This is a genomic window from Listeria monocytogenes (assembly GCF_900187225.1).
GTDB lineage: Bacteria > Bacillota > Bacilli > Lactobacillales > Listeriaceae > Listeria > Listeria monocytogenes.
Genome location: NZ_LT906436.1, coordinates 928,605 through 946,441, shown reverse-complemented (window position 1 = coordinate 946,441; position 17,837 = coordinate 928,605). Strand labels below are relative to the sequence as shown.

The window sequence follows — 17,837 nt, the reverse complement described above, 5'->3', positions numbered from 1 at the left end:
CTAGTTATATCAGCCTATTTCCTCTTAAATCCTACTTCAGACGTATAGGTTATAGCTTGCCTTTTATTAATCTTGTGTTAGAATTATGTTAAAGTGGGTGCTGTATGAATTGTTTCTTGTTACATAATACAGCTTCTTTTTTTCATTTCAAAATAACAAATAAAACGAGCAAATAGTGTGTAGGAGAGGTGTTTCATGAAGGATTGGAAAATAAAAATCCAAACGTTTTTAAGCAAGAATTATGGATTTTTTGTTCTAGCCGTCATTCTTTATTGGCTAAAAACGTATATCGCATATCAACTTGAATTTAAACTTGGCATAGAAAATCTGATGCAGCAAATTTTGCTGTTCATTAATCCATTAAGTGGGGCCATTTTCTTTATGGGTCTTGCGCTCTTTGCCAAGGGACGTCGTTCATTCATTTGGATTATCGTCATTGACTTTTTAATGAGTTTTATTCTTTACGCAAATATTGTATATTATAGATTCTTTAGTGATTTCATTACGCTTCCGAATCTAAACGCAAAACAAATGCAAAACATGGGCGACATGGGAAGTAGTATCACAGCGTTACTCAGCTGGCACGATATTATTTACTTCGCGGATATTATCATTTTAATTGCACTACTTGCTTTCCGCTTTGTAAAACCAAACAAAACAGCCCGTATTCGTGCGAGAAAAGTAGTTGGTGTTCTAACGCTTGGTATCGCAATGTTCTTTGGTAATTTGGGACTTGCAGAAATTGATCGTCCACAACTTTTAACAAGAACATTTGATAGAAATTATATTGTTAAATATCTAGGTATGACTAACTACCAAATCTACGACGCAGTGAAAAGTACTGAATCATCTACCCAGCGTGCACTTGCTGATAGTAGTGATGTTACTGAAGTTTTAAACTATACTAAATCCAAATATGCCGCGCCAAACCCGGAATATTTCGGTAAAGCAAAAGGCAAAAACGTCATTTATATTCATTTAGAGAGTTTCCAACAATTCCTAGTGAATTACAAATTAAATGGAGAAGAAGTAACGCCGTTTATTAACTCTTTCTTTAAAGACCAAAATACACTAAGCTTTACAAACTTCTTCCACCAAACTGGACAAGGGAAAACAGCTGACTCCGAAATGTTACTTGAGAACTCGCTTTACGGCCTGCCTCAAGGTTCTGCCTTTACTACTAAAGGGCAAAACACCTATGAATCTGCATCTGCTATTTTAGGCCAACAAGGCTATACAAGTGCTGTATTCCATGGTAACTATAAGAGCTTCTGGAATCGTGATGAAATTTATAAACAATTCGGTTACGACAATTTCTTTGATGCCAGTTACTATGATATGAACGAAGCAGATGTTTCTAACTACGGACTTAAAGATAAACCATTCTTTAAAGAGTCCGAAGAATATCTATCGTCATTACAACAACCGTTCTACACGAAATTTATTACGCTTACGAACCATTTCCCTTATCCAATTGATGAGAAAGATGCTTCGATTGCTCCGGCAACAACAGGCGATTCATCTGTAGATACGTATTTCCAAACAGCTCGTTATTTAGACGAATCTGTGAAGAGCTTTGTTGATTACTTGAAGAAATCTGGTCTTTACGATAACTCTGTCATTATCATGTACGGTGACCATTATGGTATTTCCGACAACCATGAAGAAGCAATGACAAAAATTCTTGGTAAAGATTACAACACTTTTGAAAATGCCCAAGCGCAACGTGTTCCTTTAATGATTCACGTTCCCGGTGTTCAAGGTGGCGTTCAAGAACAATACGGTGGCCAAGTTGACCTACTTCCTACATTACTTCACTTACTTGGTGTTGATAATAAAGAGTACTTGCAATTTGGTACAGATTTACTTTCTAAAGACCATAAACAACTTGTTCCATTCCGAAACGGTGATTATATAACTCCTACCTATTCAATGATTGGTGGTAACATGTATAATCAACAAACTGGGGAACCGATTGCTACGGAAACAAAAGAAATGAAAGAAACCAAAGAAAAAGTAGCAAAAGAATTAGAGCTTTCAGATTCTGTACTACAAGGTGACTTGTTGCGTTTCTATGCTCCTGATGGTTTCAAAAAAGTGGATCCAAGTAAATACAATTACAATAAGAAAAAATCAACTGATTCATCCGATAAATAAAAAAAGAGTCCAGAATATCTGGACTCTTTTTTATTTGCCTAAACCTCGCATAATATATGCAACCGTATCGTCAATTTCTTTTGCGTCATCCCACTCCACATCAGGCATAACGACAAACCTTGTTAGCATAAAACCGACAATATTCGTGATAAGGGCGCGCATAATCGTGCTATTCGGCATATCAACTATTTCTCCGCGCTCTTTATAATAATCAATCATTTGATCAAATTGCCCTTTGACATGTGTCATAAAAATTTCTGAAAATTGTATTCTTAACTCATCATGATAAAACAGTTCCATAAAGTAAATTTTGATGACCTTACCATTTTCTTTGGCAAAATCAAAGCGATTAACGATGATTTCCCGAATAAATGACTGAAAATCCGGATACTCACTTTCAAATACTTCTTTGACAAAACTTTGTGCTAAAAATGGTATCACCCCACCGATGAGCGTTGGCATCGTGATAGCCATTAATAAATCTTTTTTTGTTTTATAGTGCCTAAAAATAGTTCCTTCTGCGACTCCTGCTTTTTTAGCAATTTCATTCGTTGAAGTCCCGGCATAACCTTTTTCTGCAAACAGTTCGATGGAAGCAGCAACAATTCGGCGCTGCTTTTCACTCATTTTTGTTTCTTTTTCCGTTAAATCAAGCATTTGACGGATAATGTCTCCTTCTGCATCCACGTCTTATCTCCTCCTGTTTCATTTAAACTTTGCGGTATTTTTTCAAAGCAAAAATATTTAATATAACAAATACGAGCACAAATCCTAGTAAAATGTAGAAATCAGTTGCAAACGAAGCGAATCCTTCTCCTTTTACCATGATGGATGTTAGTGCATTTGCGCCGTAGTAAAGCGGCATTATGTGGGCAATCCACACGAGCCAATCTGCCATCCCATCGAGCGGGAAAATCCCACAAAATAACACTTGTGGCACGATAACGATAGGAATAAATTGAACGATTTGAAATTCATTATTTGCAAAAGTAGAAAGTAAAATTCCTAGCGCTAGAGAAACCATGCCGAGTGTTAATGTAATTAGTAATACATAGAATAAGGAGCCGTTTTGCATCATGCCAAGCACTTGGATGGAGAAAACTGCGACTAAGATAGACTGTAGTAACGCAAAAATACCAAAACCTATTAAATACCCTAATTCAAGTTCGATACGTTTAATTGGGGTTGCCATGAGTCGTTCAAGCGTACCTGTTGTTCGTTCTCTCAAGAAAGAAATACCGGCAATCAGAAATACGAAGAAGAATACGAAAAAGCCAATGAAAATCGGGCTAATTGTGTCGAAAAAGCTAGTATCTTTATCGCCGTATACGTAATCTGTTGAGAGTGTAAGTTTCTCCGGACTGGCGGTAAGTGTTGGAATACTGTTTGGATCAATTCCAGCTTTAGCTAAAGCTTCTCCTGTTGCCTTTGCTTGGTTCTTTGCTTGTGCTTGTTGCTCGGTCATCAATGCTTTTTGTAATTTTAATCCGATTTCTTTACTCAAGCTTGGTTCACTATTTTCATAGGTGACTTCGAGTTTTTCACCGTTTTGTTTGAAAAAAGCGTCAAGGTTGGCATCTTTTATTTTAGCGGTTACATCGGTATTTTCTGAATAGGTTTTGATGGTTAAATCGTTTGCTTTCAGTTCTTTTACCATGGAATCAGAAAGTCCGCTTACACCAACAACTGGCTTCACTGAGTCACCTTCGAATAAATAAGTGAGTAGCGTAATAAGTAACAGTGGCGCAAGAAACATTAGGGCAAGCGTACGTTTGTCGCGGCGAAATTGGTTAATGATGCGTTTGACGATTGCAAGTATTCGCATTAGTGCTTCCCTCCAAACTCTAAAAAGGCATCTTCTAGCTTACCAGATGACGTTTTGCTTGAGAGCTCTTGTGGGGTCCCTACAGCGATTATTTCCCCATTTCTTATCATTGCAAGTCTATCGCATTTTTCGGCTTCATCCATCACGTGTGTCGTCACAAGGATGCATTTACCGTTCGCTTTTAGATCATCTAGCTCTTCCCAAATTGTTTTTCTTAGTTCTGGATCAATGCCGACTGTTGGCTCATCTAGAATTAGGACATCTGGGTCAGCAAGTACAGAAATGGCCAGAGACAGCCTACGTTTCATTCCTCCTGAATAATTGTTTACCTTTTTGGTTAAATCTTGTTGTAAATTAACTAGAGTAGCTGCATAATTCATTCGATCTTTCTTGGCAGCACCTTTGATGGAATATAGTGAAGCGAAAAAATCCAAGTTTTCTTTGGCTGTTAAATCAGTATAAAGTGCGTCTGATTGGGCCATATATCCAATTTTACTAATGACGGGTAAATTAGGCATTACTTTTCCTAGCACTTCGGTTGTGCCATTCGTTGCTTTTTCCATCCCAATGATGGTTTTAACGAGCGTTGTTTTCCCCGCACCGGATGGTCCTATTAAGCCAAATATCTCGCCCTTTTCTATTTCGAGAGTCATATCGGTTAAGATTTGTTTCTTTCCAATTTTCACATCTAAATTAGAAACTTTAATCGCTATTTCTGACATTGCTTTCCCTCCCTTTCTCAAAATGAGTGATTACTCACTTCCTATTGTACTCGGATTTTCTCCAATGTAAAGAAAAAACCGAACGCATCAAGAAGTTTCCTTCTCTTTGCATTCGGTTATTTGCGTAAATAAATGTCTGAAATGAGATGATCTGTGCCTTTTTGAAGCACTAAGTCGGCTCGATATTTTGTTTTCTCAATGTTTTCTTTTAAGTTGACGCCGTTGATTGTATCCCAAACCCCGAGTGCAAATGTTTCTGCTTCTTGTTTGCTAATTTTAGTATATGGGTGGAAATAAGAACTTTCATCTTGGAAAGCTGTTTCGCGAAGCATGAAGAAACGCTCTAAATACCATTTCTTAATATCCGCTTCATTGGCATCCATGTAAACCGAGAAATCAAAAAAGTCACTTGGAAACAGGCTCTCATGTTGATCAGCTTGAAGAACATTGATTCCTTCAATAATAACGATATCTGGATTATGAATCACGCGAGTTTCGTCTAAAACATCATAAGTGAAATGCGAATAAAGTGGAATTTCGACATCTTCTTTATTTGCTTTTAAGTCGGTTAAAAACTTGGCAAAACGGTCGCGGTCGTAGCTTTCAGGGAAGCCTTTTTTGTCCATGATACCGCGCTCTTCTAGAACTTTGTTAGGGTAAAGAAAGCCGTCTGTCGTTACAAGCTCTACTTGTCTAGTTTTGGAGAACCAGCGATCAAGCATTAATTTGAAAACACGTGCTGTCGTACTTTTCCCAACAGCCACACTTCCAGCTAATGCAATAATAAATGGTGCACGCGATTCTTTTTTCTTCAAGTATTCCATTTTTTCGCCATGAATAAAAATCGCTTCATGGTATTGAATCGCAATTAGTTTTATTAGTGGTAAATAGATTTCAGAGATGTCTTGTAAAGAAATTCGGTCATTTAAACCACGTATTTCTTCCAGTTCCTCTGCAGTTAAAATTTGGTCCTTACTCACTTCCAGCTTGCGCCATTCTTCTCGTGGGAAATGAAAGTAGTGGTTGTAATCATTCATTCAATGTTCCATCCTTTAATTCATTCGTGAAAACGTAAACAGCTTTATTTAAGGATAACGCAAGCTGCATAAATCCGCAAGTAGCGATTTAATATTTACGATAGACATAAACTGATTTTGGTTTTGCTACTTCTTTATAGCTTTCTACTTGTACAGACGGGATGTTCATTTTGAACGGAGAATAATATTCTTGGGTGATGGTTCCTTTTACTGTAAGCCATGTATCGTTTTTTAAATTGGTCTTTTCCGGCATTTGAACGAGCATTCCGAACACACCTGAATCGGCAACACAGTGAATAATTCCAAAACGGAACAAGAATAAGTTATTATCTTTGGTCACTTCATCATTATAAACAAAACCAGTAAACTCGATTTGTTTGCCAGTAAACTCCCCTGGATAATTATAAAGAATTTCCATCGTCATTAAGTAATTACTATCATTGACTTTGATTGGATTTTGATCGATGATTTCGGCTTTTTCTTTCGCCATCATTTTTTCATAATCCGTTTCTCCAAAATAGCCACTCGTGTCTGGTCTTAAAAACTGATTTTGAGCGTATGGGTCGTCGCCAGCTGCATTGTTTTTCGGAAAATGAAAACCTTTAGCAGAAACTATCGTTGAATCAAGCGTTGCTACTGGGAAAAGGAAACCAGCGATTAAAGCGTAAGAAAGTAAACCATACACCATGATTTTTTTTAAAATAGTATTCTCGCCATCATGTGTATGCCCCATATGTTCTGTTTTTGCACCAATATCTTCATCACGAAAAACCATAATGAGCTGAATAATCGCAAGTAAAAATGCGGCAATCATCGCGGAAAAAGATAAATAAGCGTACTTCATATTAATATATTTACTGATGTCACCAGAAATATGTAGCTGCATCAAATAAAAACCAAATCCAAATAAAATAAAAACGCGAAACATCTGCTCACCTACTTTCGGTTAAATAACTAGGGCGTATAAAAAGACAACAATCGTTACACTAGTAACAATTAATAAAACAAATTTTGCTTTAAATGCTCCTAACATCATCATTAAATTTTTAATATCAAGCATCGGGCCAAACACTAAAAATGCAACGATGGATTGTGTAGAGAAAACACTACGGAAAGAAGCGCCAATAAAGGCATCTGCTTCAGAGCACAGTGATAATACAAAAGCAAGAACCATCATAAGTAAGATTGATAAAATCGGCCCATGTCCAATTGACACGAGCGTGGATGTTTTAATGTACGTTTGCATCGCTGCGGCAATTAAAGCCCCAAACACAAGGTATTTACCTACAGAAAAGAATTCATCGACAGCGTGCTGTACGGTATGCCATATTTTTTGACTTAATGTCATTTTTGTATGCGTGTGCTCTTCGCCGTGATGATGGTGCGCATGTCCTTTATGAGTGTCTTCTGTAAGTGCTCCGTCGCTTGTTAGCACTTGGAAATTAGTTGTCGTACTTTCAGAAGGACCACCAGCTAGCGCTAGATTTGTTGCTGGAACGGCCACTTTTTCACTAGCTGCTTCATATTTTAAAAAGCGCTCTTTGAGTCCAGTTCCTTTATAAAAATAAGCGATAATATTTCCGACAACGAGAGCTACTACAAGACTTCCGGCAACGCGTAACAGCGGAACTTCCCAGGTGCTTCCAAACGCAACATAGGTCGAAAATAATACTACAGGATTAATAATCGGCGCTGTGAGCATGAAGGCGATTCCGGCATGAAGCGGTACACCTTTCGCCAGCAAATTACGAACGATAGGAACAATTCCACATTCACAGGAAGGGAAAAATACACCAATAAGCGAGCCAACAATGACTGCTAGAAATTTATTTTTGGGGATAACACGGGCAATAAATTGTTCTGATATAAACATTTGAATAAAGCCAGCAATAAATACTCCAATTAATACAAACGGCAGTGCCTCAATCAAAATAGAAATAAAAATGGTATTCATTTGTAGGAATGAATCCGGAAGATGACTAAACATGGGATTCCTTCTTTCTTTACTCTTTTTAATAACTATTTGATTCTAAGCCTATCTTTTGCAGAAATCAAGTAAAAGATAAATGACTATATTTTTTATTTAGCTTGAATAAAAAGACAACAATTTAACTAAATTGTTGTCTTTTTGTGATAATTTCTTGATAATCTTGTTCGAGCATGGCTTTTTCTGCGGGCTTTAAATTGGGTTGCATAAGTTTGGCCGCAATTTCTGACATGCGCATTTCTAAAATCAATTTATCTTCTTCTGTAATGCGACTTGGTGCTTTACTTTCTTCATATTCCGCGAAAGTCATCCGGTGGAAAGTCATTTCATTATTTTCAATGACGAGTAGCTGTTCTGCCACATGATTAACAAAAGTTCTATCATGCGAAACGAATAGTACTGTCCCCGCAAATTGTTTAATTAACGTTTCCAGCGCTTCCATTGCATAGATATCCAAATAGTTGGTTGGTTCATCAAGAATCAAGAAATTGGCGTCACTAACAAGGAGCATACTGAGCAGCAACTTCACTCGTTCCCCGCCAGAGAGCATGCGCACTTCCTTATGCAAATCGCTTTCTTTAAAATGCATACTACCTAGTACTTCTCTGTTTACTTGCTTGGTTTGAACGCTAATTTTCGAGATGTTTTCTAATAGGGATTTCGTTTGGTTTAATCCATTCAATTCTTGGTCGAAATAAGCAATTTTCGCTTGGGGATTACATAAGAGATTAGGATTTTCTTGGATTATTTCTTTTAAAAATGTAGTTTTCCCACTTGCATTTTCACCGATCAGCGCCACTTTATCCCCTGCTTTAATAGAAAAAGCTTTTGTTTCAAATAGTTTTCGTCCGGCAATTTCGTAAGCTGTTTCTTTGGCACTTAGTATCGTGTTGCCTTTTTTTATAACGCGATTGTCTGGGGTGATAATTTTGATTGGTTTAGTTGTATGTGGTTTTTCAACATTACCAAGTCGTTCAATTCGTTTTTCTAAAGCTTTGATGGTACTGTGTTGTTTCTTTTGTTGTGTGCCTTTTCCGGCTTTAAATGCGCTGGCTTCTTTGTTGTTTAGCCGTTTCCCTGGTTTAACGATGCGGCCGGCTTCGATTTCATGATACGTTTGGGAGGCTTGTAATTGTTTCTTTTTGTTTTTAAATTCTTTATATGCAAGTTCTGCTTGGTTTTCTTGTTGTTGTTTTTGTTCTAAATACGCGTGGTAGTTTCCTTTGTACACGTGAATTTTTTGGTTTTTGATTTCCCATATTTCTGTACAAAGTGCATCTAAAAAAGCGCGGTCATGCGAGATAATTATGAGCGCACCGTAAAAATCGCTCCACTGGCGTTCTAAATGTTTGACGCTTTCGACATCAAGGTTACTTGTCGGTTCATCTGCTAGGAGAACACTTGGATTTTGGCGCATCGCATGTTGAATTGCTTTTCTTGTTTTTTCGCCGCCACTTTTCGTACTCGTATCCGTGGAAAGTTGTTTGATGTACGCAAGTTTTCCTTGTGTAGTCACAGAGCCAGATGTTGCTTCTTTAGCGCCAGCAATCACTTCCATTAGTGTTGTTTTTCCTAGACCATTTTGACCGATGATGCCGATTCTTGCTTTTTTACTAACTAGCAGATGAGGAATTTCTACTAAAACTCTATCTGCTACTTCTATTTTTAATTGATTTATTTCGATTGTAGACATAAAAAATAACCTCCTGAATATTTTCAGAGAGGAATCCGCGGGGCTACGCCAAAAAGGCCTATAGCAAGAGTTATCATGCGAAATGAACATACGAATCCCGTCCGAAAAAATAGTTTCTATCCGAGAAGTGGATAGCTTTCTTCATTTTTTCATATAATACAGGATTAGAATTTCATTGGCTTAAGATAACACTCCTTTTCATTTGATGGTTATATTATAGCGCAATTTTATTGTTACTTCAACCTTTATAAGCCGTGTCGTTTGAAATACACGGCTTACATTGTGGGAATTTATTCACTTTCTTCCATCATCATTTTTAGTTTCCGGATGAACTCCTCGAAGCTTTCCACCATTGATAAACGTTTGGTGTTGATTGGTTCGGAGACAATTCCTACAAATTTTTCAAAGAAATCGTTGAACTCTGTTGCATCTTTTTTGCTGATGGCGACGAGGGCGATTATTTTTACTTTGACATCATTCCAATAAATTGGTTCTTGCAAAGTCATTATGGATACACCACTTTGGAGGGCATCATTCTTGATAGAATGTGGTATAGCAATACCGGACGGAAAGCTTGTTGGCGCCATTTGTTCCCTTTTTTCAACTTTTTCTTTAAACTCTGGAGTGACGAAGGTTTGTTTTTCCATTTTAGAAATCATTTGCTCTCTAATTTTTGCAGGTGTAAGTTCTGAAGGGTCAATTTGGTTCGAGTAGAGGGAACGAACGATATAGCGATCAATTTGCTGGCCTCTTATATTATTTTCCAAGATTTTTTTCTTTGTTTGGATTCGGCTAGTGATTTTTTTGATATCTTTGGTCGTCAGTAAAGGATGTATAAAAATTGAACCTGCCTTTTCAAGGGCAACATCTCGGTTTGTCGTTAAAATGATATCAAAATTTTCTTCGTAATCCTCGTTTTCTATCAGTTCGATGGTAGCTTCATTTTCAAATCGTGCGCGCAGTTTTTTCAGCATATTGGTTCTTAAATCATGATAATCGTCGACAAGAAGGCCGATTTCCAAGCGAATATAATCACGGTTTTCACTTTCTAGAAAAGAGCCAATATGGAGCGCGATAAAGGAAATTTCATCTTCGTTAAAGTCAATCGCTAGTTTTTCTTGTAGCAAAGAAGAAATGTAAACGGCAATGTCAAAAGTTACTGGGTAGGAAGTTTTAATATCAAGTAGGCTTAAATTTCTTGTATAAGCTTTGTAGCGTGAGCGATAGTATAGACTTTGGACGTGAATAGCTAATTTGATGAAAAGTTGCTCGTTTTGGAGGTCAATGAGATAAGTTTCTTCCACATTAGCGAGCACGATTTTAAGTGCGTCGATGATTTTTTTGTCTACAAATTGGTCCAGTTCGCCATGATTGGCGTTAGCAGATTGTTCATTTTGAAGACCAACGTATAAAAGTCCGAGTTGTTTTGTTTCTGCCTCTGAAAAATGGATTTGGTATTCTTCCGAAAGAATTTTAGCAATTTTTTTCGATATTTCGTATTCTTTGGAGTGTTTTCGGATGAGTGTTTTTTGCGTTTCGATGAGTGTATTCCCTTGTTGGATTCGAACGATGCTAATGGCGTAATGTAAGACAATGTTCATCATCGAATATTGATTGGTTGTAATAGATTCTTGCGCTAAAACTTCTTTTACGATGTTTTGCAGTTTGTCGATAGAGACAAATTCTATCATTTCTTGAATGCGACTTTTGATACTTTCACGATATCCTCCTTCTTCGTATAGTAAGGAAATCATATATTTTCGTTTGGCGCGTTCTTTTCCGATTAATTTGATGCGATCTTTACTGATGACGATTTTGACATCAGCCTCTTTTAACTCATTTTTTAGTTGTTGAATGTCTTTTTTTAAGGTCACTTCTGAAATGTATAAAATGTCAGCGAGCTCAAAAAGGTCAACGCCTTTAGTGGAGTTTTTAATTAATTCAAGTAAGAGCTTTGACTTTCGTTCTGTTACATCACTTTCCGATTGAAATTCAAATGGAATATTCAGATTGATTTGATAGCCTTGCTTTGTGGAATTAATTAAATTCGGTGTTACTTCGTTAATTTTGTATATGTTGTTGCGAATGGTTCGTGTCGTACACTCGCAAAAAGCTGCTAACTCATTTGAGGTAACCCACTTATTTTCCTGTTTGTGTAAATAAGCTAGTATTTCTTTTTGAGTATCCATTTTTTGTTACCCCCTATATACCGAAAGCCAGTTGTATTAGCTATCAACTACCACAACTGGCGCTCTGTTACATTAAGCTTCTAAGTCTTCCCCATTAGACTCTATTACTTTTTTATACCATGAAAAGCTGTCTTTTTTAATTCTTTTGCCTGTGCCGTTTCCTTCGTTATCTAAATCAACGTAAATGAAACCGTATCTTTTTTCCATTTGTGCGGAAGAACAGCTGACGATATCAATCGGTCCCCAAGCGCAATATGCGATTATTTCTACGCCATCATACATAGCACGTTTCATTTCTTTTAGATGGGCGGATAAATAATCGATTCGGTAATCATCGTGGATTTCGCCATTTTCCAATTTGTCATACATGCCGAAACCATTTTCAGCAATAATAATTGGTTTATGGTATCTATCCCAGTATTGTGACAGAGCATTATATAGCCCTTTTGGATCGACTGCCCAGCCCCACGGATTAGCTTTAAGATGCGGGTTTGGTGCAATCGAAGCTGGGTCCAAATCATTTCTTTTGGAATCTACCATTTGTGAATAATAATAGGAAAGCGCTAGATAATCCATGGTATTTTTTTGCAAAATAGCTTTGTCTTCTTCTGTAATTTCAATATGAATATTATTTTCTTCGAAGTAGTTAAGCGCATATTGTGGATATTCGCCTTGGAACTGCACATCTGCGAAGAAATATTCCATACGATTACGTTTCATTGCGAGGACGATATCATCCGGATCGCATGAGAATGGATAGGCCGTACAATCAGCTAGCATTGTACCAATCATTAAATCAGGGTTCAGTGCCTTTCCGTATTCATAAATTTTTGCACTTGCGACAAATTGATTGTGAACTGCTTGATATGTTGCGGATAAATAATCATCAACTGCATCGTATGGAATCGCAGTAGAGTTAAATGGTTCGAATTGAATTAAATTAATTTGGTTAATGACAATCCAATATTTTACTTTTTTATTGTAGCGATCAAGTACTGTTTTGCCGTACTTCTCAAATAAATCAATGACTTTACGATTGTGCCACCCGCCATGATTTAAAACAATTTCTACGGGAGTTTCGTAATGTAAAATCGTAATAATTGGCTCCATGCCAAGTTCGATAATTTTATCGATTAATTGGTCATAATATTTTAATCCCGCTTCATTTGGTTTCGTTTCTTCGCCAGTTGGAAAAATCCGTGTCCAGTCCAGTGAAGTTCGGAATGTTTTAAAACCCATTTCAGCAAGCAAAGCCAAGTCTTCTGGATACGTGTGATAAAAGTCGATACCGTGGCGTTTCGGATAATAGTTCACTTTATCTTCCATACTTGCTTTGATATCAGCCAAACTTACTCCTTTATGTTGTTCCTCACTGATTTCATCATTTGTTTTACCTTTATGATATTTGTGCAAATCTGCTAAACTAATTCCTTTTCCATCTACTTTAAATGCGCCTTCTGCTTGGTTGGCTGCGATAGCTCCTCCCCATAAAAAGTCTTTCGGAAATTGATAATTTTCAAACATGCTCGTACCTCCTATTTTTTCGTAAGTTCGGTCACTTTTTTGAATAAACGTAGCATATGCTCGCCAATTAATATTTCACTTTTGGCCGTCATGAGTGTATCTTGTGCATGACAGAACAGCGTGGAATAACGGATTTGATTGCCTGATGCTTCTAGTTGAAGTGTATCTGTTTGCAGACTATGCGCGATGACAATTTCTCTTTTAGCAGAGGCGATAAATTCCTCGGCTTCGTTAAACTCTAGTTCCTCTAAATGATTAAGACCTTTCACTAAATCATTTCTTGCATTTCCAGCATGGATTAATATATTCATGGATAGCTCATTTAAGCTATCTGTTTCTTCAACATAGTCTTGCTCTGACATTTTATTTCCTCCAATCAATTTGTTACCATTTCTTTCTCTGTTTCGACTGCATCTAATTTTTCTTGTTTGAGTAGTGAATTATCGTACGCTTTAAAGAATGGCAAGTAGACAAGCCATGTGATGACGATAATCGCTAAACAAGCAATAACCCCACGGAAGTCTTGTGTTGCTAAGTAAGATGTTACTGGGTAAGGCATATACCAAAGTAAGAATGATTGCGCGGGAATACTTACTAGGTTCATTGACATCACAAAGTAAGCAATACTCGGTACTAGAAAAGCATTAATCCACGTTGGAATCATTAAGTATGGGTTGAAGGCAATTGGTGCCCCGAAGAATAATGGTTCGTTAATGTTAAAAATTGATGGGACGATGACTGCTTTTCCGATTGCTTTTAGCTGTAAAGATTTACTTAAAATCAGCATCATAATCGAGAGTGATAAGGTTGTACCCACCCCGCCTATTGAAATTAAAGCATAAACTGTTTCTTGTGTTGCGATATTTGATGCGCTCGCTCCATTTGCTACAGCTTGTGAGTTTTCTGCGAGTCCTGCCATATAAACCGGGTAAATCGCGGGCATCATTACCCAACCAGAAATCCCGAATGTATAAAGAAATGCTGGAATGAAAACCGAAAGCACAAAGCCTGGATAAGATTGTACAATTGACGCGAGTGGGCTAAACACTGCAACAATTACTTCAAAGAAGTCAATGTTAAATTGAACCGTAATTAACCAACCAACAATTAAAATAAATGTAATTGGTAGTAAACTATTGAACCACCCGACAACAAAATCCGGAATTGGCGTATCTTCACTGAAAAATGATCGCTTCGCAGCAAAGTTCATCACACAACCAACAAATAATCCAGTTGTGATTGATAAGAACATCCCGGTCGCGCCAAATCGAGATAAAATGAAAACTGCATCCCCGTCAGCTGAAATAGTTGGAAATAGTAGCATTAAAAATAGTACAAGTCCAGTTGCGCCAGAAATCAACTTTTGACTGCTATTCCCTTTTTTCTCCATCAGATAGTAGGGAATTAGAAATGCTACAACTAATCCGAACATCCCAAAGGAAAAATTACTTATCATCGAAAAGTCAGGCATGCCGGGAAATAAATTTTTAAGTAATGAAACGATGGTGACTAAAGAACCGACAAAAACGAGCGGAAGCGCAGACATAATTGCATCTTGAATTGCTGATACCCAAGGATTTTTAACAACTTTATTTACTTTTGGAGCAAATTTATTTGTCATAAAATCCATCACTTTGTTGTTCATCGTGTTATCCCTCCATAGTTAAAATGAGATCCAGTGCTTTTTCACCGTTAAGTGTGCCATAAGTTGCTTGCGGAATAATTGATACTAAAACATTTTTATCGGCTACTTTTTGTTTTAAGTCATCCAGCATATAAGCTAAGTGCGGCCCGATTAATAAGTAATCAATTTCATTAATTCTTTCATCTATTTGTGACTCACTGGCTGCTTTCACCGTCACTTGTTCTCCACGTTTTTTTGCTGCTTTTCTGATTGCTGCTGCCATGAATCCACTTGAAGCTCCTGACCCACAAATGAGTAAAATGTTTTTCATTTTGTATCCTCCCTTTCCTTAACTTACTTTTATTATATAAATGGCTGAATCCGCTTACAAATATGTTTTTTTCCTACTGGTAGGAAACTGCATAAAAAAGAACCCCTCCGCATGAAGCGAAGGAGTTTCTTAATAGCTTGTGTTAGTCACGATATTTTAAGTTAATGAATTTCACTTGGATGTATTCTTCCATACCGTAGTGGCCGTTTTCGCGACCGAAACCAGAATGTTTAACACCGCCAAATGGGGTTTCTGGGTTAGAAATCGCAATTTCGTTTGCACCTACCATACCATATTCTAATGCCGCACCTACTTTTTCTACGCGAGCTAAGTCTTTTGTATAGAAGTATGAAGCAAGACCAAATTCGCTGTCATTCGCCATTTCGATTGCTTCGTCTTCCGTTTCAAATGTGATGAGCGGGATTACTGGACCAAATGTTTCTTCGTAGAAAATATCCATTTTACGGGTAACGTTATCTAAGACAGTTGGTTTGTAGAAGTTCCCTTTGTCATAGTCGGAACCTGTTAAACGGCCGCCACCAGTTAAGACTTTGGCACCTTTATCTGTGGCATTTTTAAGTTGTTTGTCGATTTTGTCAATCGCATCTTCGCGGATAAGTGGACCAACGTTCACATCATCTAAACCGTTACCTACTTTTAGTTGTTCTACTTTCGCAACTAGCCCCTTAGTGAATTTTTCTTTAATTTCTTTGGCAACAAAAATTCGGTTTGGCGATACACATACTTGACCGTTATTGCGGAATTTCGCTGCAACTAAATCATTTACAGCAGCATCCAGGTTCGCATCATCAAATACGATAAATGGCGCATGTCCACCAAGTTCGAGCGAGATTTTTTTCAGTGTTTCGGCTGATTGTTTGAATAGTGTTTGACCGACTTTCGTGGAGCCGGTAAAAGTTAGTTTACGAACATCATCACTGTCAGTTAACGTTTCGCCGATTTCTTTGGAGCTACCCATAACGATATTGGCAACACCTTTTGGCAAGCCGGCTTCTTCAAAAATTTCAAAGATAGCTAGGGCTGAAAGCGGCGTATCTCCGGATGGTTTTAATACGATTGTATTTCCGGTTGCAAGCGCTGGTGCAAGTTTTCGTGTCACCATACCACCTGGGAAATTCCACGGAGTAATGGCCGCAACTACGCCAATTGGTTGTTTTTTGACGATAAATGCGTGATTGTTTGGCGCTGGGATAGTTTCCCCATATAATCTTCTTGCTTCTTCCGCAGCGAATCGGAAGTTTTCTACGCCAGTTAAGACTTCTCCTTTTGATTCTTTTAGCGGTTTACCTTGTTCAAGCGTCATAATTTTTGCTAACGTATCTGCTTTTTCTTCCATTAAATCGGCAATTTTGTGTAATAATTTGACACGGTCAGCTAGTTCCATTTTTGCCCAATCAGGAAATGCATCTTTTGCCGCTTTAATAGCTTTTTTTGTTTCACTTGGTCCAGCTTGAGCGATTTTTGCAATAACATCTCCGTTTGCTGGATTTACAATATCTTTTGTTTCTTTATTATCTCCATCCGTCCATTTTCCATTAATAAATAATTTTGTTTGAACTTTTGGTAATGCTGTTTCTTTAATACTCAAAAATACCACTCCTCAAAAAATTTTTCTGCACGTGCTCTCGTTGCTTATAATAGTGTTTTCCACAAATCGAAAAATTTAATCAGGATTTTTCTTTTCAACTAGCAAAATAACTTTTGGAAAAAGTCATTCTATCCCAACATGGCGGGAATCGTAATAGCTTTAAAAATTTTTTATTTTTTTCAAAAAAAAGCTAGCTACATCGAATGTAACTAGCTTTTTTATCTTAATTTTCTTCAATTGGTTGGTGTATTTCTTCTTTTACCTTTTTAGGCGCGTTTTTCTTATAAGCAAGGAAGTAGAATAGGCTAACAAAAACTGCTCCGCCGACTACATTCCCTAGGTAAACCGGGATGACGTTCCAAATAAAATCTGCCCATGAATAGTAACCAGCAAAAATAGCAGCTGGAATAATAAACATATTGGCAACAACGTGCTGAAATCCGATAGCAACAAATGCCATAACCGGGAACCAAATACCAAGGATTTTTCCTGCGAAATCTTTGGCCGCGTAACAAAGCCAAACAGCAATCCCAACAAACCAGTTACAACCAATTCCTGAAACAAAGGCAACCCAGAAAGGATCGTTAATTTTTGCGCCAGCTGTAGCTAACGTTTTGGGTAAGAAATCGCCTTCTGTTAAGCCAACGAAATGTCCGAAGAAGTAAGCGACAAAAAATGCGCCCACTAAGTTCATGACAGACACAATCGCCCAGTTTCTAAGTAATTGTTGGAAGGAAATCTTTTTGTCGTACCAAGCAATTGCAACAGCCATCATGTTGCCGGTAATTAATTCTCCTCCACCTAGCAAAATACAAACGAGGCCAACCGGAAAAAGACTGGCGCCAATGAGCGTTGCAAAGCTTCCCCATTCGTGAGGCATTGTTCCTACTGCACGTATGTATAATAAGTAACCAAGAGATATAAAAGCTCCACCTAAAAAGCCTAACAACACAAGTGTTAATGTACTTGAATTTGCTTTTTGGGTTCCTTTTTCAATCGTAATCTCTGTTACTTCCTGCGGGCTGTAATATCCCACATGAATCCCTTCCTTCTTGTTAAAATAATCACAAAATAGCGTTTTTATTATAGCACACTCAAAAACAGCTTGCTAGTATAAAAAAGCCCAGAACAAAAGTCCC

The 17,837-nt window shown here is 37.5% G+C and carries 15 protein-coding genes; 1 reads left to right on the top strand and 14 read right to left on the bottom strand.

What is annotated here, in order from left to right; genetic code table 11:
* Positions 1-195 precede the first annotated feature (195 nt).
* Positions 196-2,157, top strand: a complete 1,962-nt coding sequence (gene ltaS, locus CKV70_RS04775) for a lipoteichoic acid synthase LtaS (RefSeq protein WP_003722749.1) — start codon at positions 196-198, stop codon at positions 2,155-2,157.
* 30 nt (positions 2,158-2,187) lie between these two features.
* On the opposite strand, the gene CKV70_RS04770 is transcribed toward ltaS, so the two are convergent.
* The 14 genes from CKV70_RS04770 to CKV70_RS04705 all read right to left on the bottom strand — a co-directional run bounded on the left by CKV70_RS04770 (position 2,188) and on the right by CKV70_RS04705 (position 17,734).
* Positions 2,188-2,844, bottom strand: a complete 657-nt coding sequence (locus CKV70_RS04770) for a TetR/AcrR family transcriptional regulator (protein WP_003734004.1) — start codon at positions 2,842-2,844, stop codon at positions 2,188-2,190.
* 22 nt (positions 2,845-2,866) lie between these two features.
* Positions 2,867-3,982: an ABC transporter permease gene (locus CKV70_RS04765; RefSeq protein WP_014600683.1), complete on the bottom strand. Its 1,116-nt coding sequence runs from the start codon at positions 3,980-3,982 to the stop codon at positions 2,867-2,869.
* The gene (locus CKV70_RS04760; protein ID WP_003721491.1) at positions 3,982-4,704 is read right to left on the bottom strand and encodes an ABC transporter ATP-binding protein; all 723 of its coding nucleotides are present in this window, start codon (positions 4,702-4,704) and stop codon (positions 3,982-3,984) included. Before CKV70_RS04760 ends, CKV70_RS04765 begins: the two co-directional genes overlap by 1 nt.
* A 116-nt stretch (positions 4,705-4,820) precedes the next feature.
* On the bottom strand, positions 4,821-5,741 hold the full coding sequence (gene coaA / locus CKV70_RS04755) for a type I pantothenate kinase (protein ID WP_003721490.1): 921 nt from the start codon (positions 5,739-5,741) through the stop codon (positions 4,821-4,823).
* Positions 5,742-5,829: 88 nt separating this feature from the next.
* Positions 5,830-6,669, bottom strand: a complete 840-nt coding sequence (locus tag CKV70_RS04750; protein WP_003721489.1) for a TIGR03943 family putative permease subunit — start codon at positions 6,667-6,669, stop codon at positions 5,830-5,832.
* A gap of 18 nt (positions 6,670-6,687) precedes the next feature.
* Positions 6,688-7,728, bottom strand: coding sequence for a permease (locus CKV70_RS04745; RefSeq protein ID WP_014600682.1), 1,041 nt, complete (start codon positions 7,726-7,728; stop codon positions 6,688-6,690).
* A 121-nt stretch (positions 7,729-7,849) separates the two neighbouring features.
* A complete protein-coding gene (gene vga(G), locus CKV70_RS04740) occupies positions 7,850-9,421 on the bottom strand; it encodes a Vga family ABC-F type ribosomal protection protein (RefSeq protein WP_014600681.1) in 1,572 nt (523 codons plus the stop codon).
* Between the two features lie 290 nt (positions 9,422-9,711).
* Positions 9,712-11,610, bottom strand: coding sequence for a BglG family transcription antiterminator (locus CKV70_RS04735; RefSeq protein ID WP_014600680.1), 1,899 nt, complete (start codon positions 11,608-11,610; stop codon positions 9,712-9,714).
* 72 nt (positions 11,611-11,682) lie between these two features.
* Positions 11,683-13,134 (bottom strand): glycoside hydrolase family 1 protein, encoded by a 1,452-nt coding sequence (locus CKV70_RS04730; protein WP_014600679.1) that lies wholly within the window; start codon positions 13,132-13,134, stop codon positions 11,683-11,685.
* A gap of 11 nt (positions 13,135-13,145) precedes the next feature.
* On the bottom strand, positions 13,146-13,496 hold the full coding sequence (locus CKV70_RS04725) for a PTS sugar transporter subunit IIA (protein ID WP_014600678.1): 351 nt from the start codon (positions 13,494-13,496) through the stop codon (positions 13,146-13,148).
* Between the two features lie 14 nt (positions 13,497-13,510).
* Complete coding sequence (locus CKV70_RS04720; protein WP_003721483.1) at positions 13,511-14,779, bottom strand: PTS sugar transporter subunit IIC; 1,269 nt, start codon at positions 14,777-14,779, stop codon at positions 13,511-13,513.
* A 4-nt stretch (positions 14,780-14,783) separates the two neighbouring features.
* A complete protein-coding gene (locus tag CKV70_RS04715) occupies positions 14,784-15,089 on the bottom strand; it encodes a PTS sugar transporter subunit IIB (protein ID WP_003721482.1) in 306 nt (101 codons plus the stop codon).
* Positions 15,090-15,231: 142 nt separating this feature from the next.
* Complete coding sequence (locus CKV70_RS04710) at positions 15,232-16,698, bottom strand: NAD-dependent succinate-semialdehyde dehydrogenase (RefSeq protein WP_014930858.1); 1,467 nt, start codon at positions 16,696-16,698, stop codon at positions 15,232-15,234.
* Between the two features lie 223 nt (positions 16,699-16,921).
* Positions 16,922-17,734 carry a formate/nitrite transporter family protein gene (locus CKV70_RS04705; protein WP_003721480.1) on the bottom strand — a complete coding sequence of 271 codons (813 nt, stop codon included), beginning with the start codon at positions 17,732-17,734 and terminating at the stop codon, positions 16,922-16,924.
* Between the last annotated feature and the right edge of the window lie 103 nt (positions 17,735-17,837).

What these genes read in the sequence shown, in the direction of transcription:
- ltaS (WP_003722749.1), top strand. Translation starts at nt 196, where the DNA reads ATGAAGGATTGGAAAATAAAAATCCAAACGTTTTTAAGCAAGAATTAT.
- CKV70_RS04765 (WP_014600683.1), bottom strand. Translation starts at nt 3,982, where the DNA reads ATGCGAATACTTGCAATCGTCAAACGCATCATTAACCAATTTCGCCGC.
- CKV70_RS04760 (WP_003721491.1), bottom strand. Translation starts at nt 4,704, where the DNA reads ATGTCAGAAATAGCGATTAAAGTTTCTAATTTAGATGTGAAAATTGGA.
- coaA (WP_003721490.1), bottom strand. Translation starts at nt 5,741, where the DNA reads ATGAATGATTACAACCACTACTTTCATTTCCCACGAGAAGAATGGCGC.
- CKV70_RS04750 (WP_003721489.1), bottom strand. Translation starts at nt 6,669, where the DNA reads ATGTTTCGCGTTTTTATTTTATTTGGATTTGGTTTTTATTTGATGCAG.
- CKV70_RS04745 (WP_014600682.1), bottom strand. Translation starts at nt 7,728, where the DNA reads ATGTTTAGTCATCTTCCGGATTCATTCCTACAAATGAATACCATTTTT.
- CKV70_RS04735 (WP_014600680.1), bottom strand. Translation starts at nt 11,610, where the DNA reads ATGGATACTCAAAAAGAAATACTAGCTTATTTACACAAACAGGAAAAT.
- CKV70_RS04730 (WP_014600679.1), bottom strand. Translation starts at nt 13,134, where the DNA reads ATGTTTGAAAATTATCAATTTCCGAAAGACTTTTTATGGGGAGGAGCT.
- CKV70_RS04725 (WP_014600678.1), bottom strand. Translation starts at nt 13,496, where the DNA reads ATGTCAGAGCAAGACTATGTTGAAGAAACAGATAGCTTAAATGAGCTA.
- CKV70_RS04720 (WP_003721483.1), bottom strand. Translation starts at nt 14,779, where the DNA reads ATGAACAACAAAGTGATGGATTTTATGACAAATAAATTTGCTCCAAAA.
- CKV70_RS04715 (WP_003721482.1), bottom strand. Translation starts at nt 15,089, where the DNA reads ATGAAAAACATTTTACTCATTTGTGGGTCAGGAGCTTCAAGTGGATTC.